Annotated in this window: 15 protein-coding genes; 8 read left to right on the top strand and 7 right to left on the bottom strand. The window is 45.7% G+C overall.

The window, feature by feature from the left end; all coding sequences use genetic code 11:
* Positions 1-654, top strand: a complete 654-nt coding sequence (locus K1Y79_RS27580) for a hypothetical protein (protein ID WP_220253447.1) — start codon at positions 1-3, stop codon at positions 652-654.
* A gap of 5 nt (positions 655-659) precedes the next feature.
* On the opposite strand, the gene K1Y79_RS27575 is transcribed toward K1Y79_RS27580, so the two are convergent.
* Both K1Y79_RS27575 and K1Y79_RS27570 read right to left on the bottom strand, forming a co-directional pair.
* Positions 660-1595, bottom strand: a complete 936-nt coding sequence (locus K1Y79_RS27575) for an NAD(P)H-dependent flavin oxidoreductase (protein WP_220253446.1) — start codon at positions 1593-1595, stop codon at positions 660-662.
* Between the two features lie 76 nt (positions 1596-1671).
* A complete protein-coding gene (locus K1Y79_RS27570) occupies positions 1672-2664 on the bottom strand; it encodes a sugar phosphate nucleotidyltransferase (RefSeq protein WP_220253445.1) in 993 nt (330 codons plus the stop codon).
* Positions 2665-2959: 295 nt separating this feature from the next.
* Between K1Y79_RS27570 and K1Y79_RS27565 the strand changes: the two genes are divergently transcribed.
* Positions 2960-4237, top strand: coding sequence for a serine hydroxymethyltransferase (locus K1Y79_RS27565; protein WP_220253444.1), 1278 nt, complete (start codon positions 2960-2962; stop codon positions 4235-4237).
* 244 nt (positions 4238-4481) lie between these two features.
* Here K1Y79_RS27565 and K1Y79_RS27560 read toward each other — a convergent pair whose 3' ends face one another.
* Positions 4482-5564, bottom strand: a complete 1083-nt coding sequence (locus tag K1Y79_RS27560) for a hypothetical protein (RefSeq protein ID WP_220253443.1) — start codon at positions 5562-5564, stop codon at positions 4482-4484.
* Positions 5565-5861: 297 nt separating this feature from the next.
* Between K1Y79_RS27560 and K1Y79_RS27555 the strand changes: the two genes are divergently transcribed.
* The 4 genes from K1Y79_RS27555 to K1Y79_RS27540 are packed head-to-tail and all read left to right on the top strand — an operon-like array spanning position 5862 to position 8609.
* Entirely contained in the window at positions 5862-6695 is an 834-nt protein-coding gene (locus K1Y79_RS27555) for an ABC transporter ATP-binding protein (protein WP_220253442.1), read from the top strand.
* A 15-nt stretch (positions 6696-6710) separates the two neighbouring features.
* The gene (locus K1Y79_RS27550) at positions 6711-7523 is read left to right on the top strand and encodes a hypothetical protein (RefSeq protein ID WP_220253441.1); all 813 of its coding nucleotides are present in this window, start codon (positions 6711-6713) and stop codon (positions 7521-7523) included.
* Between the two features lie 30 nt (positions 7524-7553).
* On the top strand, positions 7554-7925 hold the full coding sequence (locus tag K1Y79_RS27545; protein ID WP_220253440.1) for a GntR family transcriptional regulator: 372 nt from the start codon (positions 7554-7556) through the stop codon (positions 7923-7925).
* A gap of 18 nt (positions 7926-7943) precedes the next feature.
* Positions 7944-8609, top strand: coding sequence for a hypothetical protein (locus K1Y79_RS27540; RefSeq protein ID WP_220253439.1), 666 nt, complete (start codon positions 7944-7946; stop codon positions 8607-8609).
* A gap of 142 nt (positions 8610-8751) precedes the next feature.
* On the opposite strand, the gene K1Y79_RS27535 is transcribed toward K1Y79_RS27540, so the two are convergent.
* From K1Y79_RS27535 to deoC, 3 genes are read right to left on the bottom strand one after another with little or no spacing between them, the layout of a single operon-like run.
* On the bottom strand, positions 8752-9927 hold the full coding sequence (locus K1Y79_RS27535; RefSeq protein ID WP_220253438.1) for a M20 metallopeptidase family protein: 1176 nt from the start codon (positions 9925-9927) through the stop codon (positions 8752-8754).
* A complete protein-coding gene (locus K1Y79_RS27530) occupies positions 9911-10351 on the bottom strand; it encodes an SPOR domain-containing protein (protein WP_220253437.1) in 441 nt (146 codons plus the stop codon). Before K1Y79_RS27530 ends, K1Y79_RS27535 begins: the two co-directional genes overlap by 17 nt.
* Before the next feature lie 10 nt (positions 10352-10361).
* On the bottom strand, positions 10362-11009 hold the full coding sequence (gene deoC / locus K1Y79_RS27525; RefSeq protein WP_220253436.1) for a deoxyribose-phosphate aldolase: 648 nt from the start codon (positions 11007-11009) through the stop codon (positions 10362-10364).
* A gap of 153 nt (positions 11010-11162) precedes the next feature.
* Between deoC and K1Y79_RS27520 the strand changes: the two genes are divergently transcribed.
* Both K1Y79_RS27520 and K1Y79_RS27515 read left to right on the top strand, forming a co-directional pair.
* Positions 11163-12494 (top strand): AAA family ATPase, encoded by a 1332-nt coding sequence (locus K1Y79_RS27520; protein WP_220253435.1) that lies wholly within the window; start codon positions 11163-11165, stop codon positions 12492-12494.
* Complete coding sequence (locus K1Y79_RS27515) at positions 12495-13274, top strand: HNH endonuclease family protein (protein ID WP_220253434.1); 780 nt, start codon at positions 12495-12497, stop codon at positions 13272-13274.
* A 419-nt stretch (positions 13275-13693) separates the two neighbouring features.
* On the opposite strand, the gene secA is transcribed toward K1Y79_RS27515, so the two are convergent.
* Positions 13694-17053 carry a preprotein translocase subunit SecA gene (gene secA, locus K1Y79_RS27510; RefSeq protein WP_220253433.1) on the bottom strand — a complete coding sequence of 1120 codons (3360 nt, stop codon included), beginning with the start codon at positions 17051-17053 and terminating at the stop codon, positions 13694-13696.
* Positions 17054-17248 lie beyond the last annotated feature (195 nt).

Genomic DNA, 17248 nt, shown 5'->3' with positions numbered 1-17248 from the left:
ATGAATTTCAGAAATTTATTTGGGGGCAGGAAATCCCGGAAAGCGGCAATTCACAATGTATCTTTTACAGATTTTGGCTGGACCAAGCGCCAGGAAAGCGATGCTGAGATATCATGGGTGCACCCGTCTTATCCTGCTGTTCTTTCTATTAATTACTTTCAGTTGCCCCCCGACGTTCCCTATATGGCGGATGTCAGTGAACTGAGGACATTCTATCGAAATATGGTAATACAGTCCGGAGGTGGCTTAATACAGGTAGATGTTGCAGAGATAAAAGGAGTTCGCAGTATAATTACGCTCTTTAAGATGCCACGTGAAGGCAATGGCATCCATTATATCGGTGCTATAACAATTCCATTTCACGATTGTAGCTACGTGGTTAAGATACAGGCGGTTGAGGACGGACCTACAGGAATGCGAGAGGCGATGATCGCTCCGCATTTAATAGAGCAGGGCACTATTACTGTTGATCAGGATGGCGTGAAGGGATGGGCTGCTGATCCATATGATTCAACAATCATAGATGGCTTGCTGATGAACCTTTCGGAATCTATAACATATGACGAGCAGTTTGCACAGCATCCGCTAAGTATAGTGCGGAACCGGATGCAGGAGCTGATTAACAGTATACAGATTGCGCAGACATTAGTCTGAGATTGTCATTGATTTAATCGCTTATTCGTCAGAATAAACTCTTCCCATATTTCCCTGACAACATCTCCGGCAGGTTTAAGTGCATGAATCAGTGCACTTACCTGCCCGATCTCAAGTTCTCCTTCTTCCATATTCCCTTCAAACATGCCTGCTTTCGCACGTGCGCGTCCTAATAATGTTTTAAGTGCCTCTATATCTGCGCCATTATCTTCGGCTGCTTTTATACTATGAAAGAAGTTGTTTTTCAACAGTCTTACCGGCGTCAGTTTCTTTATGGCCAGCATTGTATCACCTTCTTTAGCGTCGATGACTGCCTGCTTGAATTGCGGATGAGAGGATGCTTCGGGGGTAGCTACAAAGCGGCTGCCTATCTGTACTCCTTCCGCACCTAATGCGAAGGCTGCTGTCATAGCCTTACCGGATGCAATACCTCCTGCCGCGATAACTGGTATGCTTACCTGTTCACATACCGCCGGAATCAATACCATGGTGGTAGTCTCTTCTCTTCCGTTATGGCCGCCGGCCTCAAACCCTTCCGCCACAACGGCGTCTACGCCTGCAGCTTCACTTTTAGCGGCAAACAATGCGCTGGATACAACATGTACGACGGTGATACCTGCTTGTTTCAGTACCGGTGTCCATATTTTAGGATTGCCAGCGGAAGTAAATACGATAGGTACTTTTTCTTCTATGATGATATTGATCAGCTGATCGATGTCAGGGTAGAGTAGCGGAATATTCACGCCGAATGGTCTATTGGTAGCCTGTCTGCATTTTTGTATGTGTGTACGCAGTACATCGGGATACATGCTGCCTGCACCGAGTAATCCGAGGCCGCCGGCATTGCTAACAGCACTGGCTAGTTGCCAGCCGCTGGCCCATATCATGCCTGCCTGGATGATGGGATATTCAATGTGGAATAATTGGGAGATACGGTTCATGGAATGAAAATAAGCTAAAAATATCAGGCCAGTAGCAGTTGTGTGTTGTTGCTACTGGCCTGATAGTGAATATGGGTTATCCCAGATCTATTTCTGTATTATCGCCGATATTGAGGCTTTGGCTTAATCCGCGGATATTGGCATCACTACCAATGAGCGATGATTTCAATACCACTTCATAAAGATTACTGAAAGAGCCGATAATAGAATCTTTTACGATAGAGTAATTGATTACAGTATTATCGCCGATGGCCACGTTAGGACCGATGATCGAATTTTTGATACTACATCCTTCTGCAATACTCACTGGCGGTATAATGATCGTATTTTCATATGCCTGTGTTGGATTGTTATCCATTTTGTATTTGCTGAGCAGGATCGCATTTGTTTCAAGCAAAGTTTCCTTACGGCCGCAATCAAACCAGTTGCTCACCTTAAATGTCTTGAAGGTCACCCCATGTTCGATCATACATTGCAGTGCATCAGTCAGCTGAAATTCGTCATGCGATCTTTTCTGGTGGAGGATATTTTGTTCCAGGCACTCATATAGCTGCGGTGTTTCCTTGATCTTGTACACACCTACTAATGCCAGATTTGACTTAGGTATCTGTGGCTTTTCCACTACCCGGATGATATTGTTCTCTTCACTCAGTTCAGCTACTCCAAAGTTCCGGGGATCGTCTACTTTCTTCAGCCCCAGCATAGATACCGGCGATTCTATCAGTTCCTGGAAGTTACCTTCACAGATGGTGTCGCCCAGTACAATCAGGATCTCATCGTCCTGCACGACCTGCCTGGTAAGGAGTATCGCATGTCCTGTACCCTCGCGGCTGTTCTGCTGCACGAAATGGCAGGTCAGGTGAGGGTACTTCTGTTGTACGTAATGCTGGATCTTATCGCCCAGATAACCGATGACAAACACAAATTCGTTAATGCCGGATTCTACCAGCTGATCAATGATAATACTTAATATCGTTCTGCCCGCGAGGGGAATTAATGCTTTCGGCTGTGTATATGTGTGAGGTCGTAGCTTGGTGCCGGCACCGGCTACAGGTATTATGGCCTTCATGTACGCAGGTTAGGTTTAGTAATCTCGTTGTCGTACCGAGGGCGTGAAGGTAGAACAAAAAAATATAATAGTCCAATAGGACTGATCTACAGGATGTTAGATGGCCAATCCCTGTACACATCATCCGGTAGATAAGAGATATAACGATTATTGTCTATGACTTGCGCCCTTTGCCAGTATTTATGACTGAGTAAGTAGGCTTTTGTAGCAAAAAAAACTATTGCTCTCCGTACAATGACTATGCACTATTCACAATTTCGATTACCTTTGCTGCAAATTTTCAAAGTATCATACAATGCAAAGAGATCTGCAAATATTTAATATCATCAGCCAGGAGCTGGAACGTCAGCGTCATGGTATAGAATTGATCGCTTCTGAGAACTTTACCAGTCTGCAGGTAATCCAGGCGATGGGCACCGTTCTGACCAACAAATATGCAGAAGGGTATCCTGGCCGTAGATATTATGGTGGCTGTGAGATCGTTGACCAGAGTGAACAACTGGCGATTGACAGGGCAAAACAGATCTTCAACATTGAGTATGCCAACGTACAGCCGCACTCCGGCGCTCAGGCAAATGCGGCAGTAATGCTGGCTATCCTGAAACCAGGAGATAAAATACTAGGTCTGGATTTGAGCATGGGTGGTCACCTCACCCACGGTTCTCCGGTGAACTACTCTGGTAAATTATACGAGCCGTTCTCCTACGGTGTAAACAGAGAAACCGGTCTGATCGAGTATGACAAAATGGAAGAAATCGCACTGAGAGAAAAGCCACAGCTGATCGTTTGTGGTGCTTCTGCTTACAGCCGCGACTGGGATTATAAACGCATCCGCCAGATCGCTGATCAGGTAGGCGCATTTGTACTTGCTGATATCGCACATCCTGCCGGTCTGATCGCTAAAGGGTTGCTGAACTCTCCGTTCGAGCATTGTCATTTCGTAACTACCACTACTCACAAGACTCTCCGTGGTCCTCGTGGTGGTATGATCATGCTGGGTAAAGACTTTGAAAATCCATTTGGCCTGAAAACGCCAAAAGGCGAAATCCGCATGATGAGTTCTCTGATCGATACCGCTGTATTCCCAGGCATCCAGGGTGGTCCGCTGGAGCACGTGATCGCAGCAAAAGCAGTATCTTTCTATGAGATCCTGTCTGACGAATACGGTGTATACGCACAACAGATCATCAAAAACGCACAGGCAATGTCCAAAGCATTCGTTGAGAAAGGATACCAGATCGTTTCCGGCGGTACTGACAACCACCTGATGCTGATTGATCTGCGTAACAAAAATATCTCCGGTAAAAAAGCTGAGCAGGTACTGGTAAAAGCTGACATCACTGTCAATAAAAACATGGTGCCTTTCGATGATAAATCTGCTTTCGTTACTTCCGGTATCCGCGTAGGTGTACCAGCTATCACTACCCGTGGTATGAAAGAAGAACACATGGGACAGGTAGTATCCTGGATCGATGAGTTGCTGATGGATGCAGATAACGAAACAAAGATTACCCAGGTGCGTGGCGCAGTGAACGACTTTATGAAGCAATTCGTACTGTACCCAGAGCTGTAACTCATGCCTGGAATCAGGAAATATGCAGCAGCAATTGCCGCATTCCTGTTCTGACTAAAGAAGACTTTCCAACAGTCATAAAAAAAGCTGCGGAGATAATCTCCGCAGCTTTTTGTTTTATGATTTGCGCAGCAATGTCGGCACACTATATCTTTACATTGACTATTACTACAGCACTCGACATTAACTTGCTATTGACCAACACTTCCTTGTGGCCAGCCCCGTACTTAAGGTCTTTATTCTGCTAATCTCCGCCCATGCCGGCCTCAATCGTCTCCTGTTCTTCCCCTTCTGTAATAGACTTGGCAAAATGCCTGATATCTTCATTCCTGATCTTCTTAAAGCCTACTATAGATTTGCCCATCCTTGGAATCAGTGAATACCCCCACGCCTGGAACATCTGGTCGCTGATATCCGAGTGGCACAGCGGCATCCCATTTACAGGATCAAATACAACAGGTACATGTACCTCCATGCTAGGTGCATTCTTGTCAAAAGTAGAGAATACGCCTGCCGGCACATATGCTACAATCGTATTGTCGTAGATGTCAGTCCGTACCAAAGCCTCAAGTTCAGGCAGCGTTACATACCTGATTGGAAAAGGATAGTCTTTCTGGGCAATTTTCGCTTCAAATGTTTCATCCAACCATTCTTTACACAGCACCAGGGTTTTCCCCTTCATCAATACCGCATTATGTTTAACCTTTTTCTGCAGTATCGTGTTAGTCTTTCCTTCCAGTTGCTCATTAAATACAAATGTAGCCAGTCGTAAGCCTACTGCCAGATCTATGAAGTCAGGGAAGCTGTCAGACATATTCTGTATGTAAAAAGGGGATTGCGGATTGTTTTCAATAAATGTCATGTTAATCACCGGGATGCTCAGATCTTTAGGATCTTTCTGCCAGGATAATGGTGCTGTGTAGGTACGCGTCATCTTCGCATAACGGCTTTTTACGCCTGGTTTAACATGCAGCGACTGAATGTCCATCACAATGCTCGTCCTGTCATTCTTCTTCCTGATCTTTTCAATCTCTTTCTCCGTTCGCACTTCAATGGTAGCGCTACCATTTACGGTCCAGAATTGCCTCACTGCTTCAGGGAAATCCTGATTTAATTGTCGGATTGATTGCTTGTAAGCGTTTGCCATTTCAGGGGAAGTACGGCCGAGTTGCTTTAGGATCTTCTTATCAGGTTTTTCTTTCACCACAATGATTCTTGTTCGTTTCTTCATCTTCTCCAGGTCTTTCGTCTTCACGAACTGAGCAGATGCCGTAATCGCTGAAAATAAAAGGCTTAAACAAAGCACAACTGCTATAGGGCCTTTCATAGGGGATATATTTATTTAAACCACTTGAGCAAATATAGCTTATAAAATAGTCTTAATGTGTAGAATTAGCTCGACAAAGTCAATATTCAATCAGTAATTACTCATTCTGTATAGCCCTTAAATGAGTACTAATACTGCGCTTCCTCCAGTCGCCCGCCGGTTTCAAATTTTTTATCGCATGATTACCAGCACCTTTTCACCAAATATCACCTTCCGATCAAAAAAACTTTTGGGAATTTAAAAATCCGGTCTACATTTACAGTGTACTAGGTAAGTAGTACACTAAATCACTAATCTATGATATCTATCCAGAATCTATCATTCAGCTACAGGAAGAACAAGCCCCTGTTCGAGCATCTGAATCTGCAGCTGGAGGCCGGACACATATACGGATTGCTGGGAAAGAATGGTGCAGGTAAATCCAGTCTCCTCAAACATATTGCAGGTCTGCTCTTCCCTGACGCCGGCCATTGTAAAGTGTTAGGCTATGAATCACGCTACCGCCAGCCCGCCTTTCTGCAAAACCTCTTCATGGTACCAGAAGAGTTTTATTTGCCACAGGTAAGCATTAAAAGTTATCTCAGTACCTATGCTCCCTTCTATCCGCTGTTTGATAAAAAAGCATTCTACAACTACCTGGAAGAATTTCAGATACCTACAGATCAGCGTCTTACAGATATGTCCTACGGACAAAAGAAAAAAGTACTGATCAGCTTCGCCCTCGCTGCGAATACTAAAATGCTGATTATGGATGAACCTACCAATGGCCTGGATATCCCTTCCAAAAGCCAGTTCCGCAAAGTCATTGCTGCTGCTGTCAATGACGATAAATGCATCGTCATATCCACCCACCAGGTACGTGATCTGGATAACCTCATTGATAGTATCGTTATCATAGATAACCATAAGATCATCTTCAGAGAATCCGTTGAAACTGTTACCGACAAACTGCTTTTCAGGAACGTCAGCAATATCGCTGATGCAGGCAATGTACTGTTCTCCGACAGCTCCATCCGTGGGCATGCCATCATCACCGAAAATGAAGGCGCTGAACATAGTCGCATAGACATGGAACTCCTCTTCAATGCCGTACTGGATAAGCCGGAACGTATCACTAAAATCTTCAACTAACCCTGCAAGAGACTTATGCAAACCAATAACATTTTTAGCGCTGTCCGGTTCGGATTATACATGCGGAAACACCTGTTGGATAATTACCGCATGTATGGTATGTCTGTCATTGTACTGGCAGTACTCTCCCTCGTCATACTGCTGATATCTTCTACTGATAATTTCTCCGTCACTACCAGTGGTATACTGCCCGTGTTTTTCATCGGTATGTACATCACCGGACTGATATTCACCAGCCTCAGTTTCCGTGAACTTGGCAGCAAACAACAGGGTATCGATTACCTGCTGTTCCCTGCATCTCACCTGGAAAAATTTGTTACTACACTGCTGATCACTACCATCGGTTTCCTGGTCATCTATCACCTGGCGTTTTACTGTAGTTACCAGATCCTGGATTTTATCTACTACACAAAAAGAAACGCGCACATCCACAATGACCTTGCGCATTACATGAGAGAAACCCCCTGGGAATACATCTATTTCGGATGGTTTGCCGCACAGGGTTTCATGTTATTAGGCGCTATCTATTTCCAGCGATATAGCTTCATCAAAGTAATATTTCTGCTGCCTATATTTCTCTTTTTACTATACCTCTTTAACTCCGTTTTCGCCATAATTTTCTTTGGTGGGAAACTGCATGCCTGGTATACACACGCACCCTTTGTTGGCGTGCAGGTGATGACAGGAAACGGTGATGAGAATACTATTTTCGACTTCCTGATCATACCCGAGAAATTACAGCACATATTTCTCTTTATGTTCAAATACCTGCTGCCGCCTATACTCTGGACACTCGCCTTTGCACGTCTAAGAGATAAGGAAATCTAACCAGTATAGCATCCATCAAAAAAGTCATTTATGGAGTTTAAAGAAACACAGGCAATATATCTGCAGATCGCTGATTACATGTGTGAGCAGATATTGCTGGATAAGTGGAAACCGGAGGACAGGGTTCCTTCTGTAAGAGAGCTGGCAGTGCAACTGGAAGTGAATCCCAATACAGTTATGCGTACCTGCGAGTATCTGCAGCAATATGAAATCATTTACAATAAAAGAGGGATCGGTTATTTCGTGGCAACCGGGGCATCCAAAAAGATCAAACAGCTGAAGAAAGAACGCTTTATGGCGAATGAACTACCACAGTTCTTCCGTAGCATTTATCTGCTGGATCTTGAACTGGACGAGCTCAAAACGCACTACGAGAAATTTAAGAAATCCCATTTTAAGTAATTCATTAAAAAGATAATTATGAAGACCAGTTATAAATTATTTCTTGGTTTTACAGGATTGCTTGTACTCATGATGCTGATAGCAAACATAGTAGTATGGGCAAACTTTAAAAACGGTTATTCCGGCAAAGGGCCTATTCAAACAGCAGTCAATGCCGCCAACAGAACTATGAAGCTGCCTGCTTTCAAAGTACTGAAATTGGAAGGGATCGACGAGCATCATTTCCCGGTAATTAAATCTGATTCAAACGAGATTGTTTTTTCAGAGGCTATAGATAGCTCCTTTGTATACAGCATTCAGAATGATACACTGTTTCTCAATTTGGGAGACTATAACCTATCTACACTCCGGTGTACACAGCTGAATAGCGTTATTGTAGCAAAGGGCAGTGTGTTCCTGCAGGAATTTAATCAGCCCTTACTGGATGTTTCCATAGGCAAAGGCTGTACGGCTATGCTGCAACAGGTACAATTTGGCAGATTGACGGTGGCCGGCGGAGAAGAAAGTACGCTCAGGATATATGAGAATATGACCAAAGTCGATTCACTGACGGCTAATCTGGGTACGAATAGCATATTTGAATCTGAGAATGTGCCTTATAAATACCTGGAACTGGACATTGACAAGCTGAAAGAACTGAACATGACGGGCGCTTCTTTATCCAGTATGAAACAGATCAGATAAACGATTATTCTATAACAATAAGACAAAAGGCTATGTTGACAGGGGCTTGCTTTCCAGCAGGCCTCTTTTCTTTCGTAGCAGGCCATAAAACAGACAAGCCGGGATCATCGTCCCGGCTTGTTTATAATGATATCTGTTCAGTTTAAAATTGGGTAGCCAGCCAGGCCATGGTACCAATACCTACTTCGATAGCGCTTTCGTCTACGTCAAAAGTTGGGGTATGTACGCCGGAGGTGATGCCCCGGGCAACATTACCGGTACCTAAGCGGAAAAAGCAGGCTGGTACGATCTGGGAATAGAAGGCAAAGTCTTCAGCGCCCATACGTACTTCTGTATCTTCTACATTGGGCAGTCCTAGGAAGTCTTCCGCCAGGGAACGGGCCTTACCTGTAACCGCCTCGTTATTATACAGGCAGGGATACCCTACCAGTATCTCTATATCGATGTCTGCACCCATGGCATGTGCCAGTTCAGTTGCCTGTTTTTTGATAATATCATGTGCCTTAAAGCGCCATGTCTCGTCCATCGCCCGGAAGGTACCCATCAGTTTTACTTCGCTGGGGATTACGTTGGTGGTGTATCCGCCATTAAAAGCACAGATGCTGAGTACGGAGGGGGAAAACGGGTTATTATTGCGGCTGATGACCTGTTGGAGACTTACCACGAGGTGAGAAGCCACCAGGATCGTGTCTACAGTCAGGTGTGGCAGTGCTGCGTGTCCACCTTTCCCTTTGATGGTGATATAGATCTCATCAGCGCTGGCCATGTACTGTCCTGCGCGGAAACCGAGTTTACCGGCTTCCATGGTAGGCTGTACGTGCATGCCTAGTATAGCATCAGGACGCGGATTTTCCAGTGCGCCTTCCTGTATCATGAGGCTGGCTCCGCCGGGGTGTTTTTCTTCTCCCGGCTGAAAAAGGATTCGGATAGTTCCTTCAAATTCATCTTTCAATTCTTGCAGGATGCGGGTAGCGCCCAGCACACAGGTGGTGTGTACGTCGTGTCCGCAGGCATGCATTACGCCGGTATTGAGTGATTTGTAAGGCACGTCATTGGCCTCGGTGATAGGCAGTGCGTCAATATCAGCTCTTAGAGCGATGGTTTTGGAAGATGGGTTTCTACCTTCGATGGTAGCGATAATACCGGTACCAGCAATACCGGCAGTATAGGAAACGCCAAATTCATCCAGCTTCTGCTGAAGATATTTGGAGGTTTCATATTCCTGGAAGGATAATTCAGGATGTGAGTGGATGTGACGGCGGATAGCAACGAACTCCGGCGCATATTGGCGCGCCAGTTCTTTAATACGATTCTTCATTACCGGCTTCTTTCTCAGGTGACAAGTTAATAATGGCAGGTACTACAAATACGCCTCCCGGGAAGCTGGAGCTCATTTTCTCCCTCAGCTCAGCTGCTTCTTCACGGGTTTTAAAGTCACCGATGCGCACCTTAAAGTAAGGGGCCTGATAATCCATATAGGTACGGTAATCAGGGAATAATTGCATAGCACGGGCTTTCACATCATTTGCTTCATTCCTTTTATTGGTAGAAACAACCTGTACCCTGAAGCCCGGTTGGTTACGGATAGCAAGTGTATTGATGTAGATCTGTTTTTTGATCAGCAGGTCCAGCCGGCTGTCTTTCACTACTTTTACCCCACCGCTGCTGGCAACAGTTGCCTCCTGGGCCATAGCCAGTCCTCCGATGAGCAGTCCGGAGAATAATAATATTAAGTGTTTCATATTCATACTTTTATCCCTTCACGAGGGCCACGCCGTTACTTGTTCCGATCCTGGTGGCACCTGCATCTATCAACTCCTTAGCGAAGTCAAAGGTACGAATACCGCCGGAAGCTTTTATCTGAATATTTGCCGGCAGGTTTGCCCTCATCAGTGCTACTGCTTCTACTGTTGCTCCTTTTTCGGCATACCCGGTAGAGGTCTTTACAAAATCCACCTGGTACCTGGCGTACAATTCACAGCATTTTATGATCTCTTCTTCCAATAATATGCCACTTTCAATAATCACCTTCAGCACCTTCCCCTTATTACGGATGATCGGCATAATGGTCGCAATCTCTTTCTCCAGATATGCCCAGTCCTTATTCTTTATCGCCAGAATGCTGGCTACCATATCAATTTCGTCTGCACCATCCACGATGGCCAGTACCGTCTCAGCTACCTTAGCCTCGATGGCCGCATATCCGAACGGAAACCCGGTAACGGTGGCCACCTTCGTTGTAGTACTACCTACAAAAGTCTTTGCCAGCTTAACGAAAGGCGGAGGGATGCACACGGCTGCAAAATCATGTTCTACCGCCTCCATGCATAAGATCTTTATATCTTCAAGTGTAGTCGTTGGTTTCAGGACAGTATGGTCGATGTATCTGTTGAGTTTCATTGTGACTGGTTTCGTGTACGAAAGTAAGGGAAATCTGGAAATCAGGGGGGAATCGAGGGCGGCAGGCAGGATTGTGCATAAATTGAGGTAATTTATTTTTAGTTGACATACCCAGGTATAGGGAGTGAATATCCAATAGGTTATTTTTGTTTTATGACTGCAAACGAAACCAGAAAAGGCGTTTATTTTTCAGAATTGACATTGAGAAATGTTAAATGTTTCAGAGAGCGGGTTAGTCTTAACTTCCTTAATACAGATCAGAGTAGCTGGCGGAAATGGACAGTTATTCTGGGCGATAATGGAGTAGGGAAAACCACTTTGTTGCAGGCATTGGCAAGCCTTCAACCTTTGGAGAGAGAGGAGCAAGGCGGAAATGATCTGATCAGGTATAAGTTTGAGTACAAATACGTGACCCGGCTTGTTGGGATTGACAAAGGAGATATATGGGCAAGGGTATACGGTAAAGACGTTCAATCTGAAGAAGACCATCATTTGTATGACCTGAGTACTAGTTCGGTAGGTGATGGTAAAGGGAACAGGATGCCCGTATTATCCTATTTTATTGAGGAAAGTATAGCAGACCGGCTGGTGATTTTCGCCTACGGAGCTAACAGGGTAATGGGCGATTCTTCTTTGACAGATGATATAAGTATCAAAGGTTCCTTGTTATTTGATGAGAAAGAGACCTTGATCAATGCTGAGGAGTGGTTATTGCAATTGGACTACGCTGCCAGCAAAGATTCTATTATAAAGGAACTCGCAGTCAAGAAGAGAGATCAGGTAAAAGCAGCGCTTATCGAACTGCTTCCGGATATTGCTGATGTCAAAATTCTTGATCCAACTATTGATCAGCTCAAACCAAGTGTTGCCTTCCAAACCGCCTTCGGCTGGTTTAATATTCATGAGCTAAGCCTCGGCTACCGCTCGATGATTGCCTGGGTGATTGATCTTGCTGCCAGGATGTTCGCCCGTTATCCCAATAGCACTAATCCACTGGCCGAACCAGCCATTGTACTAGTAGATGAAATTGACTTGCATCTTCATCCTAAATGGCAACGTAACATCTTCAGATATTTATCAGAGCGATTCCCAGCCACGCAGTTCATTGTTACGGCGCATAGCCCATTGATAGTACAAGCTGCTCCGGAAGACGCCAATCTGGTTGTGCTACGCAAAGAAGGAGATACAGTAGTAATTGATCAGGAGATTGAAAATGTCCGAAAATGGCGTATTGATCAGATCCTCACCAGTGACCTATTCGGTTTAGATAGTGCCCGTAATCCGGAAGTGGCGAAGAAGATGGAGGAACGTACCGCATTAATCACGAAAGCAACATTAACTGCGGAAGAGGAGGCAACGTTGAACGAATTGAATGAGTTTGCACAATCCATCCCTACGGCTCCTACGCCTACAGATATTGAAGCGATGGAACTTATTCGTAAAGCAGCAGCTTATCTTAAAGAGAAAAAAGACACTGAACAATAAATGATACAGATCGTCAGAAAGACGGCCTTACCTGTTCCTGCTATACTTCAGCAAAGAGGTCGTGAGGCTACTGATGCGTTGCTTGAGCGCCACAATAACGGAGAACGAAATTTTGCTTCTAAAGTTGATTTCGACAGCAAAATCTACGGACATCACACAGTAAAGAATGCACTTCGGGATGCCCAAAGCCACAAATGTTGCTTCTGTGAATCCAGGATTAGCCACATCAGTCACGGAGATGTAGAACATTACCGGCCCAAAACTGCATGGGTACAGGACAGTGAACCATTTAACCGACCAGGCTATTACTGGCTGGCATACGACTGGGACAACCTGCTACTATCATGTCAACTTTGTAACGAACGTCACAAAAAGAATTATTTCCCGCTACAAACCCCGTCAAACAGGGCGCTTTCTCACCAGAGCAATATCAGCCTGGAAGAACCTCTATTTATTCATCCCGTCTTAGAAGATCCTGCCCGATTTATCACATTCCGGGAGGAAGTAACAGTAGCAATTAATGGAAATGACCGGGGAACGGTCACGATTGAGAGATTAGGATTAACAAGACCAGCACTTAATGAGAGTCGCCGTGAGATACTGGCATTAATAAGAACTGTATATGACATGGCGAAAGGTTTTCCGGAAGCTCATCCTGAAGGAAAGCAAGAGGCCAGGGATCTCGTCAAACGATACTACGATGAAAGCCAGGTTGACGATACCCAATACGCCGGTATGCGAAGAGCTTTTTTCCAGCAGCATCCACTGGAAAATTTGTAATCCTTAATCAAAGAAGCGGTCATCCGCCGGCAAAGAAGCGGTCATACGCCGGCAAAACAAAATACACGCACAAGCTGTACAACACCGATTGAATACAATAAAAAACAGCTCATTTTACAGGCAGCTGCGTGCAACACTAGCCGGTGCAGGTGGAGATCGCTGGCCTTAGTTGTTTGAAGTACCGCTCAGCCCATGCACCCAGGGGTTTAATCCATCCTCCTCCGCGAAACTGACCCTCCTGAAGCCCCATAGCAAGGAGACTTCAAAGAACTGCAGCCAGTGGTCCCACCTGCCTCCGGCGACTACCGCCCACGCCCGTCCCTCAGCCACCCTAAAACAGCAACGCTTCCCACACCTGCCGCCAAACAAAAAAGGACGCCTGTAAGGCGCCCTTCCCGTAATATCTCAACAGTACCAGATTAGAAATCCTTCCCGTGACATTGCTTATATTTCTTACCACTACCGCAAGGACAAGGATCATTCCGCCCTACTTTCGGCCCTGCCTTCACAGGTTCCTGCTTCACATCTTCCGCCTGTGCCGCAAACTCTTCCGCTACTGCTGCATCACCACCATCAAACTCCTGGTGCGTGGCACGCATACGGCTCATATCAGTTTTCTCTTCATGCGCCTCACGGATCTGCTGCTGTGCCAGCGGCGGACGTTGATGCACTACTTCCTGCTGCTGTTGCGGCGGACGGTTATCTTCCTGTACCGGTATACCACAACGGCACAAGAATGAAACGATCTCACGGTTAGTGTCTGCATTCAGACCTTTGAACAGGTTGAAAGCCTCGAATTTATAGATCAGTAATGGATCTTTTTGTTCAAATACGGCGTTCTGTACTGACTGTTTCAGATCATCCATTGCACGCAGGTGTTCCTTCCATGCATCGTCAATCAGTGAAAGAGTAATGCTGCGCTCCAGGGCGTTGATAGTCTCAAAGCCTTTGGTGTCAACCACTTTCTGCAGATTAGCCAGTATGTTCATACCTTTCTTACCATCAGTGAATGGAATAGAGATATTCTCAATATGATGTCCCTGTTCACGGTGGATCTGCTCAATCACCGGCAGTGTATGTTGTGCCAGTTCAGCTGTTTTATGCTCGTAGTTTTCTTTAGCCTGCTGGTAAATACGGCCTGCGAGTGTATGTACATCTGTACGTGTCAGTTCTTCCTGTGCAATATCTGTTTCGATACCGAAGTTGAGGATCACATCCAGTTTGAATGCTTCAAAATCGCCACTGTCTTTATGGGTAGTAACGATGTTCTCTGCTACGTCATAGAATGAGTTGTCGATGTCAATGGCCAGACGTTCGCCAAACAAAGCGTGGTTACGTTTATTGTAAATAACAGTACGCTGTTTGTTCATCACGTCATCGTATTCAAGGAGACGCTTACGGATACCGAAGTTGTTTTCCTCTACTTTACGCTGCGCTCTTTCAATAGATTTGGTGATCATGCTGTGCTGGATCACTTCACCTTCTTTATAACCCATACGGTCCATCAGACCAGCAATACGGTCAGAGCCAAACATACGCATCAGGTCATCTTCCAGCGATACGAAGAACTGTGAAGTTCCCGGATCTCCCTGACGTCCCGCACGACCACGCAGCTGACGGTCTACACGACGGCTCTCATGGCGCTCAGTACCGATGATCGCAAGACCACCTGCTTCTTTCACTCCAGGGCCGAGTTTGATATCCGTACCACGACCTGCCATGTTGGTAGCAATGGTCACCGCACCTGCCAGACCTGCTTCTGCTACGATCTGTGCTTCACGTGCGTGCTGTTTCGCGTTCAATACATTATGAGGGATCTTCTCGAAGGTCAGCATCTTACCCAGTAATTCGGATACTTCTACGGAAGTAGTACCTACCAGCACCGGACGGCCAGCGCCCTGTAATTGCTTGATCTCTTCTATTACCGCCCTGTACTTATCACGTTTGGTTTTGTATACCAGGTCTTCCGCATCTTTACGGGTGATAGGCAGGTTGGTAGGGATGGTTACCACATCCAGTTTGTAGATTTCCCAGAACTCGCCCGCTTCTGTAGTCGCTGTACCGGTCATACCAGCCAGTTTGTGATACATACGGAAGTAGTTCTGTAAGGTAACGGTAGCGAATGTCTGCGTAGCAGCTTCTACTTTCACATTTTCCTTTGCTTCAATCGCCTGGTGCAGACCGTCGGAGTAACGACGTCCATCAAGTATACGACCTGTCTGCTCATCTACAATTTTCACTTTCTCATCCATCACCACATACTGCACGTCTTTATCGAAGAGTGTATATGCTTTCAGCAACTGCTGGATGGAGTGTATACGTTCAGATTTCTGTGCGAAATCCTGTAACAGTAATTCTTTCTTATGCAGTTTCTCATCTGCATTCAGTGTGCTCTTCTCAATCTCTGCTATCTCAGAACCCACATCCGGCATGATGAAGAAGTTAGGATCTTCACCGGTACGGGTAATCAGCGCAATACCTTTTTCCGTCAGGTCAACACTGTTATTCTTCTCGTCGATGCTGAAGTACAGTTCCTCATCTACTTTCGGCATCTCACGTTGCTGGTCAGCAATGTAGTAGTTCTCTGCTTTCTGCAGCAATACTTTAATACCTGGCTCACTCAGGAATTTAATCAGCGCACTGTTCTTAGGTAAACCACGCCATGCACGCATCAGGGCCAGACCACCAGTTTTAGGATCGTCTTTACCTTCAGCAATCAGTTTCTTCGCTTCTATCAGGTACTGGTTAGTAGCTTTACGCTGTGCTTCTACCAGCGCCTGAATACGCGGCTTCAGCGCATGGAACTCCTGCTCTTCACCACGAGGTATCGGACCAGAGATGATCAACGGTGTACGCGCATCATCGATCAATACGCTATCCACCTCATCCACCATAGCATAGTGGTGTTTGCGTTGTACCATCTCGTCCGGACTATGCACCATGTTATCACGCAGGTAGTCAAAGCCGAACTCGTTATTTGTACCGTAAGTAATATCCGCGAGGTAGGCATTCCTACGCTCCGGTGTATTAGGCTGGTGTTTATCTATACAATCAACAGTAATACCCAGGAACTCAAACAGCGGACCGTTCCATTCAGAGTCACGACGTGCCAGGTAATCATTCACCGTTACGATGTGTACACCCTCTCCCGCTAACGCGTTCAGGTATGCCGGCAGCGTAGACACGAGTGTTTTACCCTCACCAGTCGCCATCTCAGAGATTTTACCCTGATGCAGGGCAATACCGCCGATCAGCTGTACATCATAGTGTACCATGTTCCAGGTCACCGTGCTGCCTGCTGCCGTCCAGCTGTTTTTCCAGGTCACATTGTCACCATCAATTGTCACATAGTCCTTCCTGACTGCCAGCTGCCTGTCCAGCGGCGTAGCAGTAGCGGTGATGGTAGGTAACTGAGAAAGGCGGCGGGCCGCTTCTTTTACAACGGCAAATGCCTCAGGGAGAATCTCACTGAGTACACCTTCCAGTTGCGTATCACGTTCTTTCTTAAGTTTATCTATTTCCTGATAAATAACGTCTTTCTGAGCTACGTCATGCGTGTCTTCAGCAGCTGCTCTCTTCTCTGCGATCGTCTGGTCAATCTTTGCCAGATGAGCGCCGATACGCGTGCGGAACTCCTGCGTCTTGTTACGCAGCTGATCTACAGTAAGGGATTGCAGTTTTTCATACGCCTCATTGATCTGCTTCACTACCGGCTCGATAGCTTTGATATCTCTCTCCGACTTGTGCCCGCCAAAAAGTTTAGTTAAAAAACCTAACATGTTGAGTTTATTACGAATGATTGTTAAAACAGTTGTACAGTCAAAGACGATAGTCCTATCGTGCTGACTACCTTACCCAAATATTGTGCTTATGCTACACCCGATGACAAGCTGTCAGGCTCTCCCGGCATTGGCAAGGCCTGTAAAATTAGGAATTATTTGCACATAGTGAAGGCTAAATGCTGTATTGTGGCA

The organism is Chitinophaga rhizophila, from assembly GCF_019492185.1.
GTDB lineage: Bacteria > Bacteroidota > Bacteroidia > Chitinophagales > Chitinophagaceae > Chitinophaga > Chitinophaga rhizophila.
Note: the sequence above shows the minus strand (reverse complement) of the source record. Positions and strands in the feature narration are given on the sequence as shown.